Raw genomic sequence first — 16,218 nt, 5'->3', positions numbered from 1 at the left:
CTACGGGGATTCGTTCTTTCTATTAGCTTTCCTTCATATAACGAAGGACTGGTTTTCTTGCTGCCAGTGTTTCATCCATACGCTTCACGATCGTGGTATGTGGAGCTTCCTGAACAATCTCAGGTGTATCTTCTGCCTCTTTGGCAATTTGGATCATGGCATCAACGAATGAATCAAGCGTCTCTTTTGATTCAGTTTCCGTTGGCTCGATCATCATGCACTCTTCCACATTTAATGGGAAGTAAATGGTTGGTGGGTGATACCCGAAGTCTAATAGACGCTTCGCAATATCCAACGTACGAACGCCTTGCTTCTTCTGACGTTTTCCACTGATAACAAATTCGTGTTTACAATGACGATCGAACGGAAGATCAAAATGAGGTGCCAATCGACGCATCATGTAGTTTGCATTCAGAACGGCATTTTCCGTAACGGCTCTCAGACCATCAGGTCCCATGGTTCTAATGTACGTATAGGCCCGCACGTTGATTCCAAAGTTACCATAGTAAGGTTTGACACGGCCAATGGAATCAGGACGGTTGTAATCGAATTCGAATTGGTCACCGTTTTTCACAAGGATTGGTTTTGGCAGGTATTTGATCAAATCTTCTTTCACTCCGACAGGACCACTTCCCGGACCACCGCCGCCATGGGGACCGGTGAATGTCTTATGAAGATTTAAATGTACGACGTCAAATCCCATATCCCCTGGTCTTACTTTAGATAATACTGCATTTAAATTGGCACCATCATAATACAGTTTTCCACCTGCTTCATGAATGATCGAAGCCATTTCAAGGATATTCTCTTCAAATAACCCAAGAGTATTTGGATTTGTCAGCATGAGAGCAGCTGTATCATCTCCCACTACACGTTTAAGGTCTTCCAGGTCTACTAAACCATTTTCATTCGATTTAACCGTTACGGTTTCAAAACCAGCAACCGTCGCACTGGCAGGATTCGTTCCATGGGCGGAATCGGGTACAATGACCTTCGTACGGTGGGTATCACCTTTTGCTTCATGGTAGGCACGGATCATCATAAGACCAGTCCACTCTCCATGAGCACCGGCAGCAGGTTGAAGGGTTACTTCATCCATGCCGGTGATTTCCTTCAAATGCTCTTGAAGATCATACATCAATTCAAGGGCACCTTGTACGCTCTCTGCCTCTTGAAGAGGGTTGATATGAGCGAAACCATTCAATCGTGCAACATTCTCATTCACCTTCGGATTGTATTTCATCGTACACGATCCTAAAGGATAGAAACCGGAATCGACACCATGATTACGTTTCGATAGTGCCGTATAATGTCGCATGATATCCAGTTCTGAAACCTCAGGAAGTTCTGGTGCTTCCGTACGGATATAATCAGATGGAATGATATCTCCCAGTTCCACCTGTGGTACATCTATTTCAGGTAAGCTAAAGCCTACACGGCCTTCTTTAGATAATTCAAAAATAAGAGGTTGATCTTTCTTATTCATGACAATCCCCCAATTCTGCTACGAATGCGTCGATTTCTTCTTTGCTGCGCAGTTCAGTAACCGCAACCAGCATGTGCTGTGATAGGTTCTCATCTGTCAGTCCTAAATCGTATCCACCTATCATTTGTTTACGAAGAAGCTTCTGATTGATTTCTTTAACCGGTACATTTACTTTTACGACAAATTCATTGAAAGTTGGACCATCAAAAGCGATCGTGAATCCTTTTGCTTTAAAGGCTTCTTTTGCATAGTGTGCTTTTTGGATATTCTGCATGGCCATTTCTTTCACACCCTGTTTTCCAAGAGCCGTCATCGCGACGGATGCTGCCAGCGCGTTTAATGCCTGATTGGAGCAAATATTGGACGTCGCTTTATCACGACGGATATGCTGTTCACGGGCTTGGAGTGTCAGAACGAAACCACGAATACCATCTTCATCAACCGTTTGACCAACTAGACGGCCCGGTACTTTACGCATCAGTTTTTTGTTAACGGCAAAGTATCCACAATGAGGTCCACCGAAAGCGCTCGGGATACCAAATGGCTGGGCATCGCCGATGACAATATCAGCACCGAATTGTCCAGGGGGAGTAAGCGCTCCTAATGCAAGTGGGTTGGACGAAACTACGAACATCGCTTTTTCAGCATGAGCGATTTCTTCGATCGCTTTCAGCTCTTCTACTCTTCCGAAGAAGTTAGGGTACTGAACGATGACCGCAGCGATTTCATCACTCATTAATCGTTTCAGTTCCTCCACGTCCGTCACGCCATTATTGTGGGGGATTTCCACCACATCAATATATTGACCTTTGGCATAAGATCGTAATACATCTCTGGATTCGGGATGCACAGTGCTTGAAACCAATACTTTCTTGCGACGGGTCTGACCTGCACTCAGCATAGCTGCTTCTGCAAGCGCAGTCCCTCCATCGTACATGGATGAATTCGCTACATCCATGCCGGTCAGCTCACAAATCATTGTTTGGAATTCGAAAATGGCTTGAAGCTCCCCTTGAGAGATTTCCGGTTGGTAAGGCGTATAGGCCGTATAGAACTCTGACCGGGATAGGACATGATCTACGATGATCGGCATGTAATGATCGTACACCCCTGCTCCCAAAAAGGATGAATGACTTTTTAAATCGGCATTCTTCGCCGCCATTTTGGTCAGTTCTTTTACCAATTCCGTTTCGGACTTCGCTTCTTTGATGTTGTAATCCCCTTTGAAACGAACCTTTTCAGGAATATCTTCAAATAGATCGTGAACGCTGTCTACTCCAATGCTGTCTAACATTTCCCTTTGATCCTGCTCTGTCATCGGTAAATAACGATGCTTCATGACCGTCATTCCTCCCTATTTCTTTGGTCTTTTGTAAAAAGGTGTTGGTACCACTTTTGCTTTTAGCTTTTTCCCTCTGATTTCAACCAGTACTTCCGTATCTATAGAAGTAAACTCTTTATTAAGTAAGGCCAACCCAACATTTTTCTTCAAAGTTGGGGATTGTGTACCAGTTGTGACTTCACCGATTTCCTCTTCACCTGAATACATTTTATAGCCATGACGTGGAATTCCACGATCAATCATTTCGATGCCCACGATTTTTCTTGATGCGCCTTCTTCCTTTTGCTGTTTCAATACTTCCTGGCCATTAAATGGAACCACTTTATCCACTTTTACAGCGAATCCGATTCCTGCTTCGATTGGTGTGATCGTTTGAGATAATTCTTGTCCGTAAAGGGCCAGATTCGCTTCAAAACGCAATGTATCACGTGCACCAAGTCCGCATGGAAGGACGCCTTTCTCCTTGCCTGCTGTTAAGATGGTCTGCCAGATTGTAGCTGCATCACCTGCATCACAGTAAATCTCAAATCCGTCTTCTCCTGTATAACCAGTACGGGAAACGAGGGCATGTTTTCCACCTATGTTCACTTCTGTTTGGAATTTAAAGAAACCGATATCACTCAGTGAATGTTCGTTTGCAAGTCCTTGTAAAATTTCTTCTGCAAGAGGTCCTTGAAGCGCCAACTGTGCCATATGTTCAGAGATGTTGTTGATTTCAACGCCATCTTTCTCATGTTCTTTCAACCATTGAAAATCTTTATCTATATTTGCAGCATTAACTACGAGCAAATAATCATTATCTTTTATTTTATAAATTAATAAGTCATCGACCGTCCCACCGTTTTCGTAGCACATAGCCGTATACTGTGCGCCTCCGTCCTTCACTTTGGAGACATCATTTGTCATCATCTTCTGTAAGTAGTCAAGAGCTCCTTCACCCTTCACTTCAATTTCTCCCATATGAGAAACATCAAATAGCCCTGCCCGGGAACGTACCGCTTCATGTTCTTCTTTAATACTTGAGAATTGCACTGGTAAAGCCCAGCCACCGAAGTCGATGGTCTTTCCTCCATACTCTTTGTACACTTCGTATAAAGGTGTTTGTTTTAACTCTGACATGACTTTTCCCCCTTTTTCTTCATTATAAGCACTCTTCCTTAACCAATTTTCCCCATGAAAAAAGGACAGAAAAACCCCTTTTCATAAAGAAGTTTTCTCTGTCCTTGCACCTGAAAGTTTACCGAAGAACGGCTTTCCCCTTTGGTGGTTTCCTATTTTAGAAACACTCTCCAGAGTTGCGTCCAACAAGAGTCTTTTTGCCTGAGAGATTCACACTTAAACGTGCTTGCTCCTTCGGCGCTGTATGCACAGTCTCTCCCCTTGTCATCATTCGCCAATATTCCTTGAAACAATTGGTCATACTAGAAATATACAGAAGAAATGTTGTAAATGTGAATGTTCGGATTTTCGAGTTTTTAAAACATTTGAAAATCTATTTTCATCCTACCATTAAATACGAGATTTGAGCAATCATTTTTATTAGAAATAAGGAGATGTTTTTCAGATGAATGTTGAGGTTTTATTTGATGAAGAGTGGGCAGAAGGACTGGATAATTTAATCGCCAACGATGGCCCATGGGGGAATTGGGAGCTATATAAGCTTGCCATCGAATTTGAACAACATCTTGCAATTCCGAACTTTGAGGGTCTACAAGCTCCAAAACATTTGGCAAATGTCACTCCGCTTCCCCACCAACTGGAGGCCGCAAGACAAGTTGTGGAGACCATGAACGGGAAAGCGATTCTTGCTGATGAAGTAGGATTGGGTAAAACAATCGAAGCTGGACTCATCTTGAAAGAATACATGATAAGAGGATTGGTGAAGAAAGTATTGATACTGGTCCCCTCTTCCCTTGTTTCTCAGTGGGCTTACGAATTGAACAGTAAATTCTTCATTCCAGCCGTACCCCAGCGTAAGAGCTATGTATGGGATCAATGTGATATCGTAGTGTCTTCAATGGATACGGCTAAACGGAGTCCCCATAGAGAAAAGGTATACGACCAGGACTATGATTTGGTCATAATAGACGAAGCTCACAAACTAAAGAATCACAAAACAAAAAACTATGAATTTGTCCAAAACCTAAAAAAGAAATTCTGCTTACTGCTGACGGCGACCCCTATCCAAAATCGGGTAGAAGAAATTTTCCATCTTGTTTCCCTTCTCAAGCCGGGACACCTCGGCAATGAATCAGGGTTTTCAGACAGATATAAAAAGGGGGATCGAACCCTCCAGGAGGATGAACACCTAAAAAGCCTCATCAATAAAGTGATGATTCGTAATAGACGTGGAGATACGGGAATTGAATGGACTAAACGGCATGTAAAAACCGTATTGATTGAGTTTAATGAAACCGAGAGAGATTTATATAACAGCATCGACCTCTTAAAAGGACGATATGATGACTGGGCAAATTCCAGTTCCTTCTCGCTATTGACCTTGCAAAGAGAAGCGTGCAGTTCCCGCGAAGCTGTATTTTACACACTAAAAAACATGCTGGAAAAGAAGGAATCTCCTTCAGTTGCATTTGAACAAACGATCAGCACTCTAATGAAGAAAGTAGAAAACGTGACCATGAACTCCAAGGCACAGAAAGCACTGGAAATCGTCCAATCGATAAATGATAAAGTAATCATTTTCACAGAATATCGCGCGACACAGTTATATCTACAATGGTTTCTGAAACAACATGGAATCAGTTCGGTCCCATTCAGAGGAGGATTCAAACGGGGGAAAAAAGACTGGATGCGAGAGCTATTCCAAAAACATGCGCAGGTATTGATTGCCACTGAAGCAGGAGGAGAAGGAATCAATCTTCAATTTTGCCACCATGTGATCAACTTTGACCTGCCTTGGAATCCGATGAGATTAGAACAACGGATCGGCCGTGTCCACCGCCTTGGACAGACGGAGGATGTTCATATCTATAACTTCGCAACTAAAAACACAGTAGAAGAGCATATCCTGAAACTTCTATATGAAAAAATTAATCTCTTTGAGCGAGTGATCGGTCAATTGGATGAAATCCTGACCCGCCTCGATTTCAAAGACTTCGAAGATCATGTAACAGATATCCTCTCTTCGTCAAGGACGGAAGGGGAAATGAAAATTAAAATGGAAAATTTAACGAGCATGATTCAATTTGCTGAACAACTAAAGGAGGAAAAATCCAATGCAGCAGCACGAAATTCATCGATTTCTTGAACGATACTTTGTCGCCAACGGGTGTGACCTGGTTGCGAACGGAAATGGATATATGACCGTTCAGCTAACCATTGACTTGGACAAAGAACTAATGAATCGTCCGTTTTATTGGCACTATCTTGAGAAAACCGGTGGAACACCAAATCCCATGACTTTATCTCTCGTCACCAATCCAGATAAAGCACCGGAAGATATCAAAGGTGAGCCCATTCACTTCGGATCACCACGGCTCCACCAGATTTTTCATTCCACACGAAATTTGGCTGGTTATATCCGGTTATATGAAAACCAACACATACCAAGTGGTCAACAAATCCCGCTTCATCCCTGGCTAGGGTTAAATATTAAAATATCGTATCAATCCAATCGCAAAAAAGACAACATACGAAGCATCGGATTGAACTTGATCAATGGAGTCATCGAAGAAAACTTTCATTCGTCATTATTGGCCAGAAATCTCACTCCGAAGATACCGGATTTCTCTTTTACTTTAACACCCATCATTAAACCTAAGAGTGGAGTGAACCGCATCCAAACCTTTTTATATGAAGAAATCAAAAAAGAACCAGTTGAGTGGGCGGAACAGGCGAGAAAGACCTGGCAGGAAGACCTACAATTACTGAATCATTTTTATGGAGACCAGGAAGAAAAGCCGGAATCCTATTTCTTGGAACAGCAAGCATTAAAAGAACAGTACGAACCTAACATTTCAATTGATATTATCAATGGAGGAATTTTTTATTTACAGCATCACCATTAATAAGGAAACGGAGTGGAGTCCGTGCTTCTCTCCCCTAACTCCGTTTCTCCATAAAAAAAAAGACTACCTGTTCTGAGACAACTTAAGTGTGACATTAACAACTCGGTTATGACATAAACAACTTAAGTGTGACTCAAACAACTTACCTGTGACTTGATGAAAAAGTATATGAAAAGGCCAAGAGCATTTTAAATTGCTCTTGACTTTTTTTCGGCGCTATTCGATTAACGCACCCGTTCTTGAAGATATGGGATATGTTATTTAAAAAGATGTGTTTTTTTCTTTGTCTTCTTTACTCTCCTCATGATTATTTTTTTTCACTCATGCGTAATTTTTTCCACAACTAACATATGCAGTTATGGGCTTGTCTTATAAGTTTTTGAAGTTGATAAAATTAAATAAAAAACAGTCGTTGAGATGGTCTCAACGACTGTTTTTATGCTTCTCTTTTAGGTATTTCTCATAGCATTTTAATAGTGGTAACTTTACTTCATTGCCTTTTTTCTTTTTCCTGTCTACTTCTTTCCATTCATTGCCCTTTAACTTCAAATGAATCATGACGTTTGTGTTGTCTTGCTTTTTATATAACAAGTAAGCTTCTTTTGCTGTAACAAAAAGCCTCGGTTCTCCTCGAAAAGCCCCCATAAAGTGTTTCTCAAGAGAATTGTAGTATGAATCATCTAATTTCCCACCGTACACCATATGGCCGGCATGTAAATCCTCCAACCGAACTTCTAAAAAACGACCACTACGTTTATTTTGATTAATATCCAAATCGAAACTTGAAATGATGTCCTCCATGATCAGGTCGGTGAAATCATCCATTCTCTCGTCCAACTTCTTTTGACACTCCGGAGATAGCTCCGGTGCAGCACTGATGGTTGGAGAGTGAATACTACAGAAAAGGATAAGTGCACATATTAATAAACAAAACTTCCTCAACTAATATCAACTTATCTCTGTATTCTTTTAGTATCCCTCGTCGTTGACTTCCTATTCTGTTAAGGCAGCCATTATTTATTCTTTATCCAAGCCTACAAAAAATTTAACAAAATCCCGCCCAAACTTCGACAGTTCGAAATTTTCCTTGGATTTCAACTTCGGCACCTTTAATTTCGGTAACGATCTTTTATTTTTCGGGTCTGTCATTTTGTCTAGGTATGCATACAATTCCTTGAACTTCTTCACGATCTCTTCGAGGTCATCCGTAATATTCAAATCAGTTTTTGTGGTCAGCAGACCTATTCTCAATAAATTCCTTCTTACGGATTCATATTGTTCAAAGCTAATTCCATGCCTCTCCATTACATCCTGAAACGTTTCCCGCGTCTCTTGGTCAAATATGTACCGAGAGGAATACATGAGCCTTAGAACTGATATATCGACTACTCTGAGCTCTTTAAGCACATCGTAATAGGTCAGTACAAAATCATCGGATATTTGCTCATGCTCAGTAATAGTAACGAAACCATTTACCATATAGTGAATTTTGTCTTCCTGTTGTTCGTCAATAACGTAGTCCATAACATAATGAAACAGTCGATCAATCTGTTCCTTCTGTTGATCGGTTTTCTCTTCCAAATTAACTCTAATGCCTTCTATCCTTGTATGAAGTTCATCCGTAAAAGTTGTTATGTTTCTTTCAAAACGGGCCCTTTTATAACCTTGAACAGCTCCGGATACTCCAGGGACCAGCGAACTTGCCGTATCTACAAGTAAATCTCCTACAATGCTTGTGATCGAATCTTTGGCTGCGTCACCCGCAGCCTTCGTGCCGACGCTTAAAACAGTTTCCAGCGCAAGTCCTTTTCCAGTTTCTTTTAAGTCATTTTTTTTGTCTTGACTCAAAAAATTCCCTCCCTTTGAAATGTTTTGTATAAATCCAAAAATGAGCACTTTAACTCCCTTAAGATTTATCATACCATCCAAAACATTATCGTACCGAGCGCTTGTGAAGATGTATCTACAAGATTTTATTTGATCCGGTTTTTAATGAAATATTTTAAAAGAGCCGTCAATTGACGACTCTTTTACTCTTACTGACTTAGGTTCGTTCTTCCATTAAAGCCCCCTTTAGTTGAATACAAAAAAACTAACCAACGTAATGGAGAATTAACTGATACAATGCTACGCAAAGTCCTAAAATACTAGCTTTCATTTTGGATGGGTGTTTTCTTTTACTAAGAAGTAAGTATATGAAAACTACTATAAATCCTAAAGGAACCCATAGCTCAAAGACCCCTTCTTTTGTACCTAGAGAAAAAATTGGACCAATGCTTGTGCTAATCAAAAAGTAAATAAAAACGGTATAACGACGTGTTTCTAATTGCTTACTCCATCTTACTAATAAGTAAATAATAATTATTGCAATGATTGTAATATGGAAAGGAGGGAGAACAATAGAAAAGTCACTAAATTTGAATTCCATTCTGAATAGCCCTCCTTTTTTATATGAACTCATATCTTACCCAGTACATACCTTCTAATTGTATTGCTTGTTAATCATTTATGCACCGAGTAGAGGAGGTGCTTCTGCTCCCTTTGGCAATCCTCCCATTGTTATAAGCATAAGATGAACCCCGTGACTTAGAAGTCCTGTGCCGATAATTATTCTAAGAAGACTCTTAGAAAGGATTAAATAAACCGTAGACATAATAATAATTCCAATTACTATAGACATTAATATTTCCACTTAAAATCCCCCTGATCTTCAGCTATTGCCTTCTTTAACTGAATAAGCTTACAAGTGATAAATACTATTTATTTAACTCATTCTTTTCAATGAACTCAAGAAAACAGTCTTGAAGTTCTCCTTCAGTATCCTTTGAATCGAGAAGTAATCTCGGCTCTAATGCACTTTCTAGAAGTGTAGAACTTCCGTCAATTACTCCAAGTATATTTGAAACTGTATCAATCATTGTTTGTTCGATGACTTTGAAGAAAACCTCTTTGTGCTCTTTATTAAGGGATTGATATAACCCTAAAGCTTCTTCAAAGTATTCATCAGTTAAGCCAGTAGGATTGGTTGTTTCAAATAATTCTTTGTATAGTTCAATATTTTCATCAATTACGGTTTTGTATAAAGATTTTACAAACTCTTCATTCATAAAAAACCTCCCATTTTCCCAAATTTTTTAAATTTATTTCATTTCTTATTCGGTTGTCCTTCTTGAACTAAAGTTAGCAATAGGTAAGCGTTTGAAGTTATCTCCGGCTTTTCCCCTGCTCCGCACGAAGCATGCTAGTTTCCCAGCACTTCGCGGTCCATCTACTGATATGTACTAGATTATAAGTTCCTCGTTACATTGACGATTAGGATAATACGATGTTTTCCTGTTCACATACCTTCCGGTATTGGTTGATTTTGTTCAAAATGGGCTTTGAGATGTTGAGCTTTTTAAGGATTGACTCTATCTTCTCCATGTCTGTTAGGTGGATTAACCGGTGAATATCCTGGTGAAGAATTCGCAGGTTATGAAACTTATCATTTCCTCCTTGTGACTTTGGGAGATAGTGATGACAATGCACTTCAAATGCCTGTAAATCCCAGCCTGTGATTTCACATTTCCCCATTTTCATACTGTATCGGCTTATTCTATTATCCGCGTATTCAATTGACCGGTTAGGAAGGTGGGAATTCAATAGTTTACTGATTTCCTTTTGGATATCAGGACGAAGTTTTTTATATAACGTGTTCCGACCTTCCTCCGTATATGGTGTTACCTTTGGACTGAAGTTTAACGAGTTAACCGTTTTAACAATTCCTAGTTGGAAAAGGTAGACTTCAGCTACTTTAAAAGTCTTCATGGTTACACTATAGAATCTTTTAAACAGAGGCGGCGGGTTACTTGGGTGTTCTTGCTTCCCAACCGGTTGTAGTCGATTGTATATGAACGGCTTTAAGTCGTAGGCCAGACGTGAGAACACCGGGTTCACATGTGTCGCTCGCTTAAAATAATTATGGATGCCCAATACAAAACTGTTAAACCGCAGAACGTTTTGGGAAGTTGGTGAAGCTTTAATCCGACGGATTAGCCTTTTAGCTTCTTGTTTGATTTGTTTCTGTTTCTTTTGAATAACACCGGTATGGGCTACTCGTTTCTTCCCTTTTTTGTTCGCTTGTATCGTAAATCCTAGAAATTCAGACTCCTGTTTGCGTAGGTTAAGGATTTTAGATTTCTCTGGCGAGATATCAAGATTGAGCCGTTCCCTTAAATAACGACGGACCGCATGATACCACTTTTGAGCAGTCTTTCCATCCCGGCAAAGAATTTTGAAGTCGTCCGCATAGCGGACGAGGTATCCTTCCTTCAGATTAGTTCGTTTCTTTGCGTATCGTTCACCAACTTTTGATTTGTATGATTTGTGCAGGGGAAAGAACTCCCATTGATCAGCAATCCACTGATCTAAATCATTCAACACGATATTAGAGAGGAGGGGAGATAAAATTCCACCTTGAGGTGTCCCTTTGTCAGGGATTCCTTCTCCATCTATTTCTGCTTTTATCATTTTAGAAATACAAGCTAATACTTTCCTATCCTGTATTCCTAAGTTCCAAAGCTGCTTCATTAAACGTGTGTGGTTTACATTATCAAAGAAACTTTTGATATCAATATCAACAACAAAATGAAGTGAGGCTTGACTAATCAAATATTGAGTCCTTGCCATCGCATGATGGGCAGACCGTAGAGGTCTAAAGCCATAGCTGTGCTTATAATAATGTGCCTCCGCAATGGGTTCGAGAACTTGCTTGAAACTCTGTTGGATAATTCTGTCCAAAATACAGGGAATACCTAGCGGTCTTCGTTTCCCATTATCCTTTTCAATCCATTTTCTTCTGACTTTCTTAGGTTGATAGCTTTTCAGTATTGTACGCACCTTCAAGACGAGTTCATCTTCGGATAATTCCTTGATATCCGATATCGTTTTTCCATCGGTCCCAGGTGTATTTGAACCCTTGTTGGATTTGATGGTACGATAAGCGAGTAAGATGTTTTCTCTCGAAGTGATGACGTTATAAAGGAAGGAAAAGCTGTTTCCTTCCTGGGCTTTCTCATATAGTTCCGTGAATGTCCCCGTCATATTGTAGTAATCCCAGTATCGCAGTGTTGGCACTGTGGCATCCCTCCTTATAGAAGTGATGTCCCCACATTCTTACCCGACCGGCACCATTCACGTATAGGAAAATAATCGTTTCATTCAGTAGACTTGGGGCTGTTCCTCCACTTTCATTACAAAAGCTTCTTCAGTCGTTCCCCTACCCTCACAAGGATAAATGCTTTTCGAGACTCTTATAGCAAACGTTTAGAGTGACAGCTCTTCTTTCAACGTTCCTTGTTTTCCAAGTACCTTTCAACATAGCTATACATACTAGAAACAGGTGCTTCCTTTAAGCCTGTGAGCTTGATACCGCCGTAGTCCGGTATAGCGTATTTCAGAGGGCAGAATTTTACTCTACACCACTCACCCCATCGTAAGATGGGACATAAGTTTCCTTATGCTTTAACTCTAGACCCTTACAAAGAATCAAAATGAGATTGCATGTCATAATACTCGTTGTGCCTCAGCTTCTTTCGTTTTAACAAGTCGGTAGCTCCTTTTGGAACTGAACCTCTATTAGTCTTACAAGAACCTTATTAATCGTTTAAGAACTGCCTTACATGGAGAATGAATCTTTTATTAGTCTAGTGGCTATCCCTCTGCGTTCATTACACGCTTCACCGGTACTGTGCCACCACTTTCACTGATATGAAGAAAAGTTATACAATCACTAGTCTCACGACTATTTTCCTTTCCAACGCTTCACCGAGAGTAAGCTCTCCACGTTATCAGCTTACAATGTTGAGTTATATCTATTATGGAACAAACTTAGGTGCTTCCTATAAGCCTGTTAGCATCGCATGTGCCTGTAACACAAGATGGACTTTTATATAATAGATTCTTACTCATCCAAAGCTAACCTCACATTTGGTGATATACACATTTCTGTGTACTGCCATTCTAGACCCGTACATTCGGAAGTTCGTCAGCAATACAGTATCTTATTGTATTTACATTGCATTCTCACCATATTTGTTCAACCCAAGCACCATGATTCACACCTCCCCCTCGGGTAGGCTTTCGTCAGCAAAACTGTTACGGTGAATTCTCATGCCTATTAGCCGAGCTTATAACACACTATTTCTTACTAATCAGTGTGCTACTCGACGCAGGGAGAGCCTTTCAGAACGTTACTTCCTCATTCGACTCTTTGATTTAACCCTTCAGTTTTAGAAGACTAAAACTGCCTGACCTTTACCGAAATTGTGTGACCACATTTCATTTAAGCCAAGAACATTTCTCACCCATTAAATGGCCCTTTAACGGAAGAATAAGAATCTTAGCTTACTGACCTCTAGAATATCTTCTGCTTCGTCGTTAATGGGGATTTTATGAGTAACTTATGACACAATGAAAAATGCCAAAATCCTTTTTATAACAAGGATCCTTGGCATTTTTCAGACGGAATACCATATATGACATTATATTTGTATTACATAGCAACTGTTTACTCACCTACTAGTCCATCACCATCTCGATCATCCATATACTTATAAAGCCAATGTTATATTTAGGTTAGAGGACTTTAACGCTTGGTATTAATAGACCAACACATATTAGACATATCTAAAGTGTGTGGTCTTATGTTGATCTCATCTTCAACTAATGCCCCCGTTTGTTGAAAAATGTCTATTTAAATGTTCAAAGAGAAAGCTGGAGAACAACTGCACGAAAATAAACATTGGATTAAAAGGGCGAGTAAAAGGCCCCCTAAAGTAGAAATACTATACGTAGGTGAAGAGCAAAAATCCCCTGTGAGGATATGAAATTGACTACCGTAAAATAAATAGGCTTAGAGAATTTTTATTTCTCTAAGCCTTTCGGTGACCCAAGTCTAATTACTAATATGATCTGTTATCAATCCCAGACATGACCAATACCTTCGGTATTAGCTGCTGTGAAATTGTAAGTATATCGAAATTCAACTTCTGCTTTAGCATTTGCCCCATCGGCCCATCCGCCAACGGGCACACTAAACATTTTTTGTTGATCGCCATCAAATGGGTATACATTAAACTTCGAAATATAGTCATCGTCTGACCATATTCCGTCATCTTCATACACCATAACTTCAATCTTTGCTGCTGTAGGAGGAAGGTATCCTCCACCTTGCCAAACACCAGATAAATTACTAACCGACCAGCCAATATTTCCTCCATCTACTGAAGTGTACGATTGTGATATGTAATCCCAATTTGTAGTGTTCCAAGTTCCATTATCAGCATTTGGCCACACTGTATGTGATGGGTCCAGCAATTGCCACCCTGCCGCCCTTTGGATGGTACTTTGTGTATCACCATTTACAGCAATTCTATTCAGAGTGTCCTTTGACAACCCCATCGTTTCTAAATCTATTACTTGAACAGCTTCATTGTTTTCGGGCATTACGCTAGGCTTAACAGCAATACTCTCCTCCCCTTGTGCGGCTAGTGATGTCATGGAAGTAGAGACAAATAAACCTGTAACGATTGCAATAGTGCTTAAAGCTTTTTTCATTTCGTTTCCCCCTTTTTATTGTTAAATCCACCTATCAATATACCATTCTGTTTACTAAATTGGTATAATTTATAATAATATGAGTCATTTTTACTATTTTTGTCGATCTGTGCCATGTTTCATTTTAAAAACAGAAAAAAAGCTGAAATCACTATTTAGATTTTCAGCTTTTAAGAAATGAATTTAATTTAGTTTTTTTCCTTTTGAATTGTATATTTCTATTTTATAGTTATCGTTTTTAACTTTTGGCTGAATCTGTTCAGAATCCAAGGAATCATTGATAACCGTTTCGAGCTCCTTAGCAAATCTTTTTGCTCGATCATCTACATTGGAAATAGACAAATCCACTAGTATTGTAGGCTTGGGATTTACAGTGAAACCTACAGTTCTTACTTTATACTCTTTTTTCCCTTTTAAATCGCCCTGAATTAAACGTACTATTTCAGCCCATCTACTTTCTTGCTCTTTCTTATCTAATTTAACTTTCTTTATATCAAGTGAGATAGATGTTATCTGATTTTTTTCGAAGATTTCGTTTGCGATTTGTTTTATCTCCTCTGTTCTAGTTTCTGTATCAGGAATGTTTAAAACAAGAGTATTAGAATTATTCATTGACATAATGCTCCATACTTCAATATTTCTTTGCTTTAATTCTTCTCGTAGCTCTGCATCAATCGATTGAAATCTTGCGCTTTCTTTTTGTACAGCTTCGTCCTTAATAGGCTCCTCTGTAGGCGCGTTTGTGTCACTAGCAACCGTTACTGAATAGGCGTCATATTGTTTGGCATCTAAGATGCTCTGAGCGATACCTGCTACCTTTTTTCGTTTTTGTTCATCGTCCATAGGGTCTTCTATTCTTATGTTAATTTCTTTATTAGAACTCGAAATCTGAATAGAACTTTTATATCCGTTTTCTTCAAGTTTATCGGAAATGAGGTAACCTACATCAGCATCGGAATAAAATATTTGTCCCAATATAGGGATTTTAGACGCAATTTTTGCCATTGTAGGGGAGACTGATGCCGAACCAAGAAAAAGCCCAAATATCAGAACAGCTACACTACAAACATAAGACCATTTTTTAATTCTTAACTTCTTTTCTCTTTTTGCTTTTTGGACTCCGACTTTAATAGATTGATTCAATTTCTCTTCAGGTATGTTTATTTGCTCCATCACCTTTTTTACATCTTTAGATAGATTGTCCATCCGGGACACCCCTTTTTAATTCATTTTTTAGTTGATTAAGAGCCCTGCGAATTCTAGTTTTTACTGTTCCTTCCGGACACTTTAAAATGGATGATATTTCTTTTAAGGGTAAGTCTTGTTGGTATCTTAAAATGACAACTGTTTTATAGTGGTCATCTAATCGATTAATGGCTTCTACTAAGTCCATATTATCCTCCAGGGAGGTATCCTCCTCCTCGGGGAAGATGCTAATATCGTCGAATGGGATTACATTCTTCTTCTTTTTTATAAAATCGAGAGCAGAGTTTATCAGTATCCTGGTCAGCCAAGTTGAAAAGTATTCAGGTCTTTTTAATCTCTTAATAGACGTAAAAGCCCTGCATGCGGTCTCCTGAACAATATCGAGGGCATCATCTTCATTCTTCACGTAGAGGTATGCCATACGATAAAGTCTCTCTCTCTCTATTCGAAGTAATTCTTCAAACGCTTTTTCATCTCCGGATCTCGCCTTTTTAATTATTTGTTCAATCAAGATGTTCACCTCTTTTCTAACCGTTAGACTAAAAAAACTCGTAAAAAGTTTC

The 16,218-nt window shown here is 39.5% G+C and carries 13 protein-coding genes, 1 pseudogene and 2 riboswitches; of the genes and pseudogenes, 2 read left to right on the top strand and 12 right to left on the bottom strand.

Translation table 11 applies throughout. From position 1 onward, the window contains the following. Positions 1–22: 22 nt before the first annotated feature. Genes gcvPB through gcvT form a run of 3 tightly spaced genes read right to left on the bottom strand, consistent with a single transcriptional unit; the run spans position 23 to position 3,947 of the window. Positions 23–1,486, bottom strand: coding sequence for an aminomethyl-transferring glycine dehydrogenase subunit GcvPB (gene gcvPB, locus FGG79_RS00140; protein WP_138775449.1), 1,464 nt, complete (start codon positions 1,484–1,486; stop codon positions 23–25). Then, entirely contained in the window at positions 1,479–2,825 is a 1,347-nt protein-coding gene (gene gcvPA / locus FGG79_RS00135; protein ID WP_138775447.1) for an aminomethyl-transferring glycine dehydrogenase subunit GcvPA, read from the bottom strand. Before gcvPA ends, gcvPB begins: the two co-directional genes overlap by 8 nt. Positions 2,826–2,840: 15 nt before the next feature. After that, a complete protein-coding gene (gcvT, locus tag FGG79_RS00130) occupies positions 2,841–3,947 on the bottom strand; it encodes a glycine cleavage system aminomethyltransferase GcvT (RefSeq protein WP_138775445.1) in 1,107 nt (368 codons plus the stop codon). A 96-nt stretch (positions 3,948–4,043) separates the two neighbouring features. Continuing rightward, positions 4,044–4,123: riboswitch (glycine riboswitch) on the bottom strand. A 3-nt stretch (positions 4,124–4,126) separates the two neighbouring features. Continuing rightward, positions 4,127–4,218: riboswitch (glycine riboswitch) on the bottom strand. A 174-nt stretch (positions 4,219–4,392) separates the two neighbouring features. Here gcvT and FGG79_RS00125 point away from each other — a divergent pair. Together FGG79_RS00125 and FGG79_RS00120 are read left to right on the top strand one after the other, a co-directional pair. Beyond that, positions 4,393–6,093 (top strand): DEAD/DEAH box helicase, encoded by a 1,701-nt coding sequence (locus FGG79_RS00125; protein ID WP_138775443.1) that lies wholly within the window; start codon positions 4,393–4,395, stop codon positions 6,091–6,093. Beyond that, on the top strand, positions 6,062–6,853 hold the full coding sequence (locus FGG79_RS00120; RefSeq protein ID WP_138775441.1) for a YqhG family protein: 792 nt from the start codon (positions 6,062–6,064) through the stop codon (positions 6,851–6,853). The genes FGG79_RS00125 and FGG79_RS00120 overlap by 32 nt, the downstream gene beginning before the upstream one ends. A gap of 423 nt (positions 6,854–7,276) precedes the next feature. Here FGG79_RS00120 and FGG79_RS00115 read toward each other — a convergent pair whose 3' ends face one another. The 9 genes and pseudogenes from FGG79_RS00115 to FGG79_RS00070 all read right to left on the bottom strand — a co-directional run bounded on the left by FGG79_RS00115 (position 7,277) and on the right by FGG79_RS00070 (position 16,175). Beyond that, positions 7,277–7,690: a hypothetical protein gene (locus FGG79_RS00115; protein ID WP_240794164.1), complete on the bottom strand. Its 414-nt coding sequence runs from the start codon at positions 7,688–7,690 to the stop codon at positions 7,277–7,279. Positions 7,691–7,870: 180 nt separating this feature from the next. Next, positions 7,871–8,701 (bottom strand): hypothetical protein, encoded by an 831-nt coding sequence (locus FGG79_RS00110; protein WP_138775437.1) that lies wholly within the window; start codon positions 8,699–8,701, stop codon positions 7,871–7,873. Positions 8,702–8,945: 244 nt separating this feature from the next. Continuing rightward, positions 8,946–9,281 carry a hypothetical protein gene (locus FGG79_RS00105; RefSeq protein ID WP_138775435.1) on the bottom strand — a complete coding sequence of 112 codons (336 nt, stop codon included), beginning with the start codon at positions 9,279–9,281 and terminating at the stop codon, positions 8,946–8,948. A gap of 105 nt (positions 9,282–9,386) precedes the next feature. Then, positions 9,387–9,545, bottom strand: a pseudogene (locus FGG79_RS00100) (NADH-quinone oxidoreductase subunit K); the annotation flags it as partial. Between the two features lie 64 nt (positions 9,546–9,609). Next, complete coding sequence (locus FGG79_RS00095) at positions 9,610–9,960, bottom strand: transposase (RefSeq protein WP_138775431.1); 351 nt, start codon at positions 9,958–9,960, stop codon at positions 9,610–9,612. A gap of 205 nt (positions 9,961–10,165) precedes the next feature. Beyond that, complete coding sequence (gene ltrA / locus FGG79_RS00090; RefSeq protein ID WP_171050728.1) at positions 10,166–11,968, bottom strand: group II intron reverse transcriptase/maturase; 1,803 nt, start codon at positions 11,966–11,968, stop codon at positions 10,166–10,168. 1,842 nt (positions 11,969–13,810) lie between these two features. After that, positions 13,811–14,449 (bottom strand): hypothetical protein, encoded by a 639-nt coding sequence (locus FGG79_RS00080; RefSeq protein ID WP_138775429.1) that lies wholly within the window; start codon positions 14,447–14,449, stop codon positions 13,811–13,813. Between the two features lie 183 nt (positions 14,450–14,632). Then, a complete protein-coding gene (locus tag FGG79_RS00075) occupies positions 14,633–15,655 on the bottom strand; it encodes a DUF4179 domain-containing protein (protein WP_138775427.1) in 1,023 nt (340 codons plus the stop codon). Next, positions 15,639–16,175, bottom strand: a complete 537-nt coding sequence (locus FGG79_RS00070; RefSeq protein WP_346764011.1) for a sigma-70 family RNA polymerase sigma factor — start codon at positions 16,173–16,175, stop codon at positions 15,639–15,641. Before FGG79_RS00070 ends, FGG79_RS00075 begins: the two co-directional genes overlap by 17 nt. Positions 16,176–16,218 lie beyond the last annotated feature (43 nt).

It is taken from the genome of Bacillus sp. BHET2 (assembly GCF_005938125.1).
Taxonomy (GTDB): domain Bacteria; phylum Bacillota; class Bacilli; order Bacillales; family Bacillaceae_B; genus Rossellomorea.
Note: the sequence above shows the minus strand (reverse complement) of the source record. Positions and strands in the feature narration are given on the sequence as shown.

Bases quoted from the DNA above. Each gene is read 5' to 3' on its own strand.
- gcvPB (WP_138775449.1), bottom strand. From the start codon at position 1,486: ATGAATAAGAAAGATCAACCTCTTATTTTTGAATTATCTAAAGAAGGC.
- gcvPA (WP_138775447.1), bottom strand. From the start codon at position 2,825: ATGAAGCATCGTTATTTACCGATGACAGAGCAGGATCAAAGGGAAATG.
- gcvT (WP_138775445.1), bottom strand. From the start codon at position 3,947: ATGTCAGAGTTAAAACAAACACCTTTATACGAAGTGTACAAAGAGTAT.
- FGG79_RS00125 (WP_138775443.1), top strand. From the start codon at position 4,393: ATGAATGTTGAGGTTTTATTTGATGAAGAGTGGGCAGAAGGACTGGAT.
- FGG79_RS00120 (WP_138775441.1), top strand. From the start codon at position 6,062: ATGCAGCAGCACGAAATTCATCGATTTCTTGAACGATACTTTGTCGCC.
- FGG79_RS00105 (WP_138775435.1), bottom strand. From the start codon at position 9,281: ATGGAATTCAAATTTAGTGACTTTTCTATTGTTCTCCCTCCTTTCCAT.
- FGG79_RS00095 (WP_138775431.1), bottom strand. From the start codon at position 9,960: ATGAATGAAGAGTTTGTAAAATCTTTATACAAAACCGTAATTGATGAA.
- FGG79_RS00080 (WP_138775429.1), bottom strand. From the start codon at position 14,449: ATGAAAAAAGCTTTAAGCACTATTGCAATCGTTACAGGTTTATTTGTC.
- FGG79_RS00075 (WP_138775427.1), bottom strand. From the start codon at position 15,655: ATGGACAATCTATCTAAAGATGTAAAAAAGGTGATGGAGCAAATAAAC.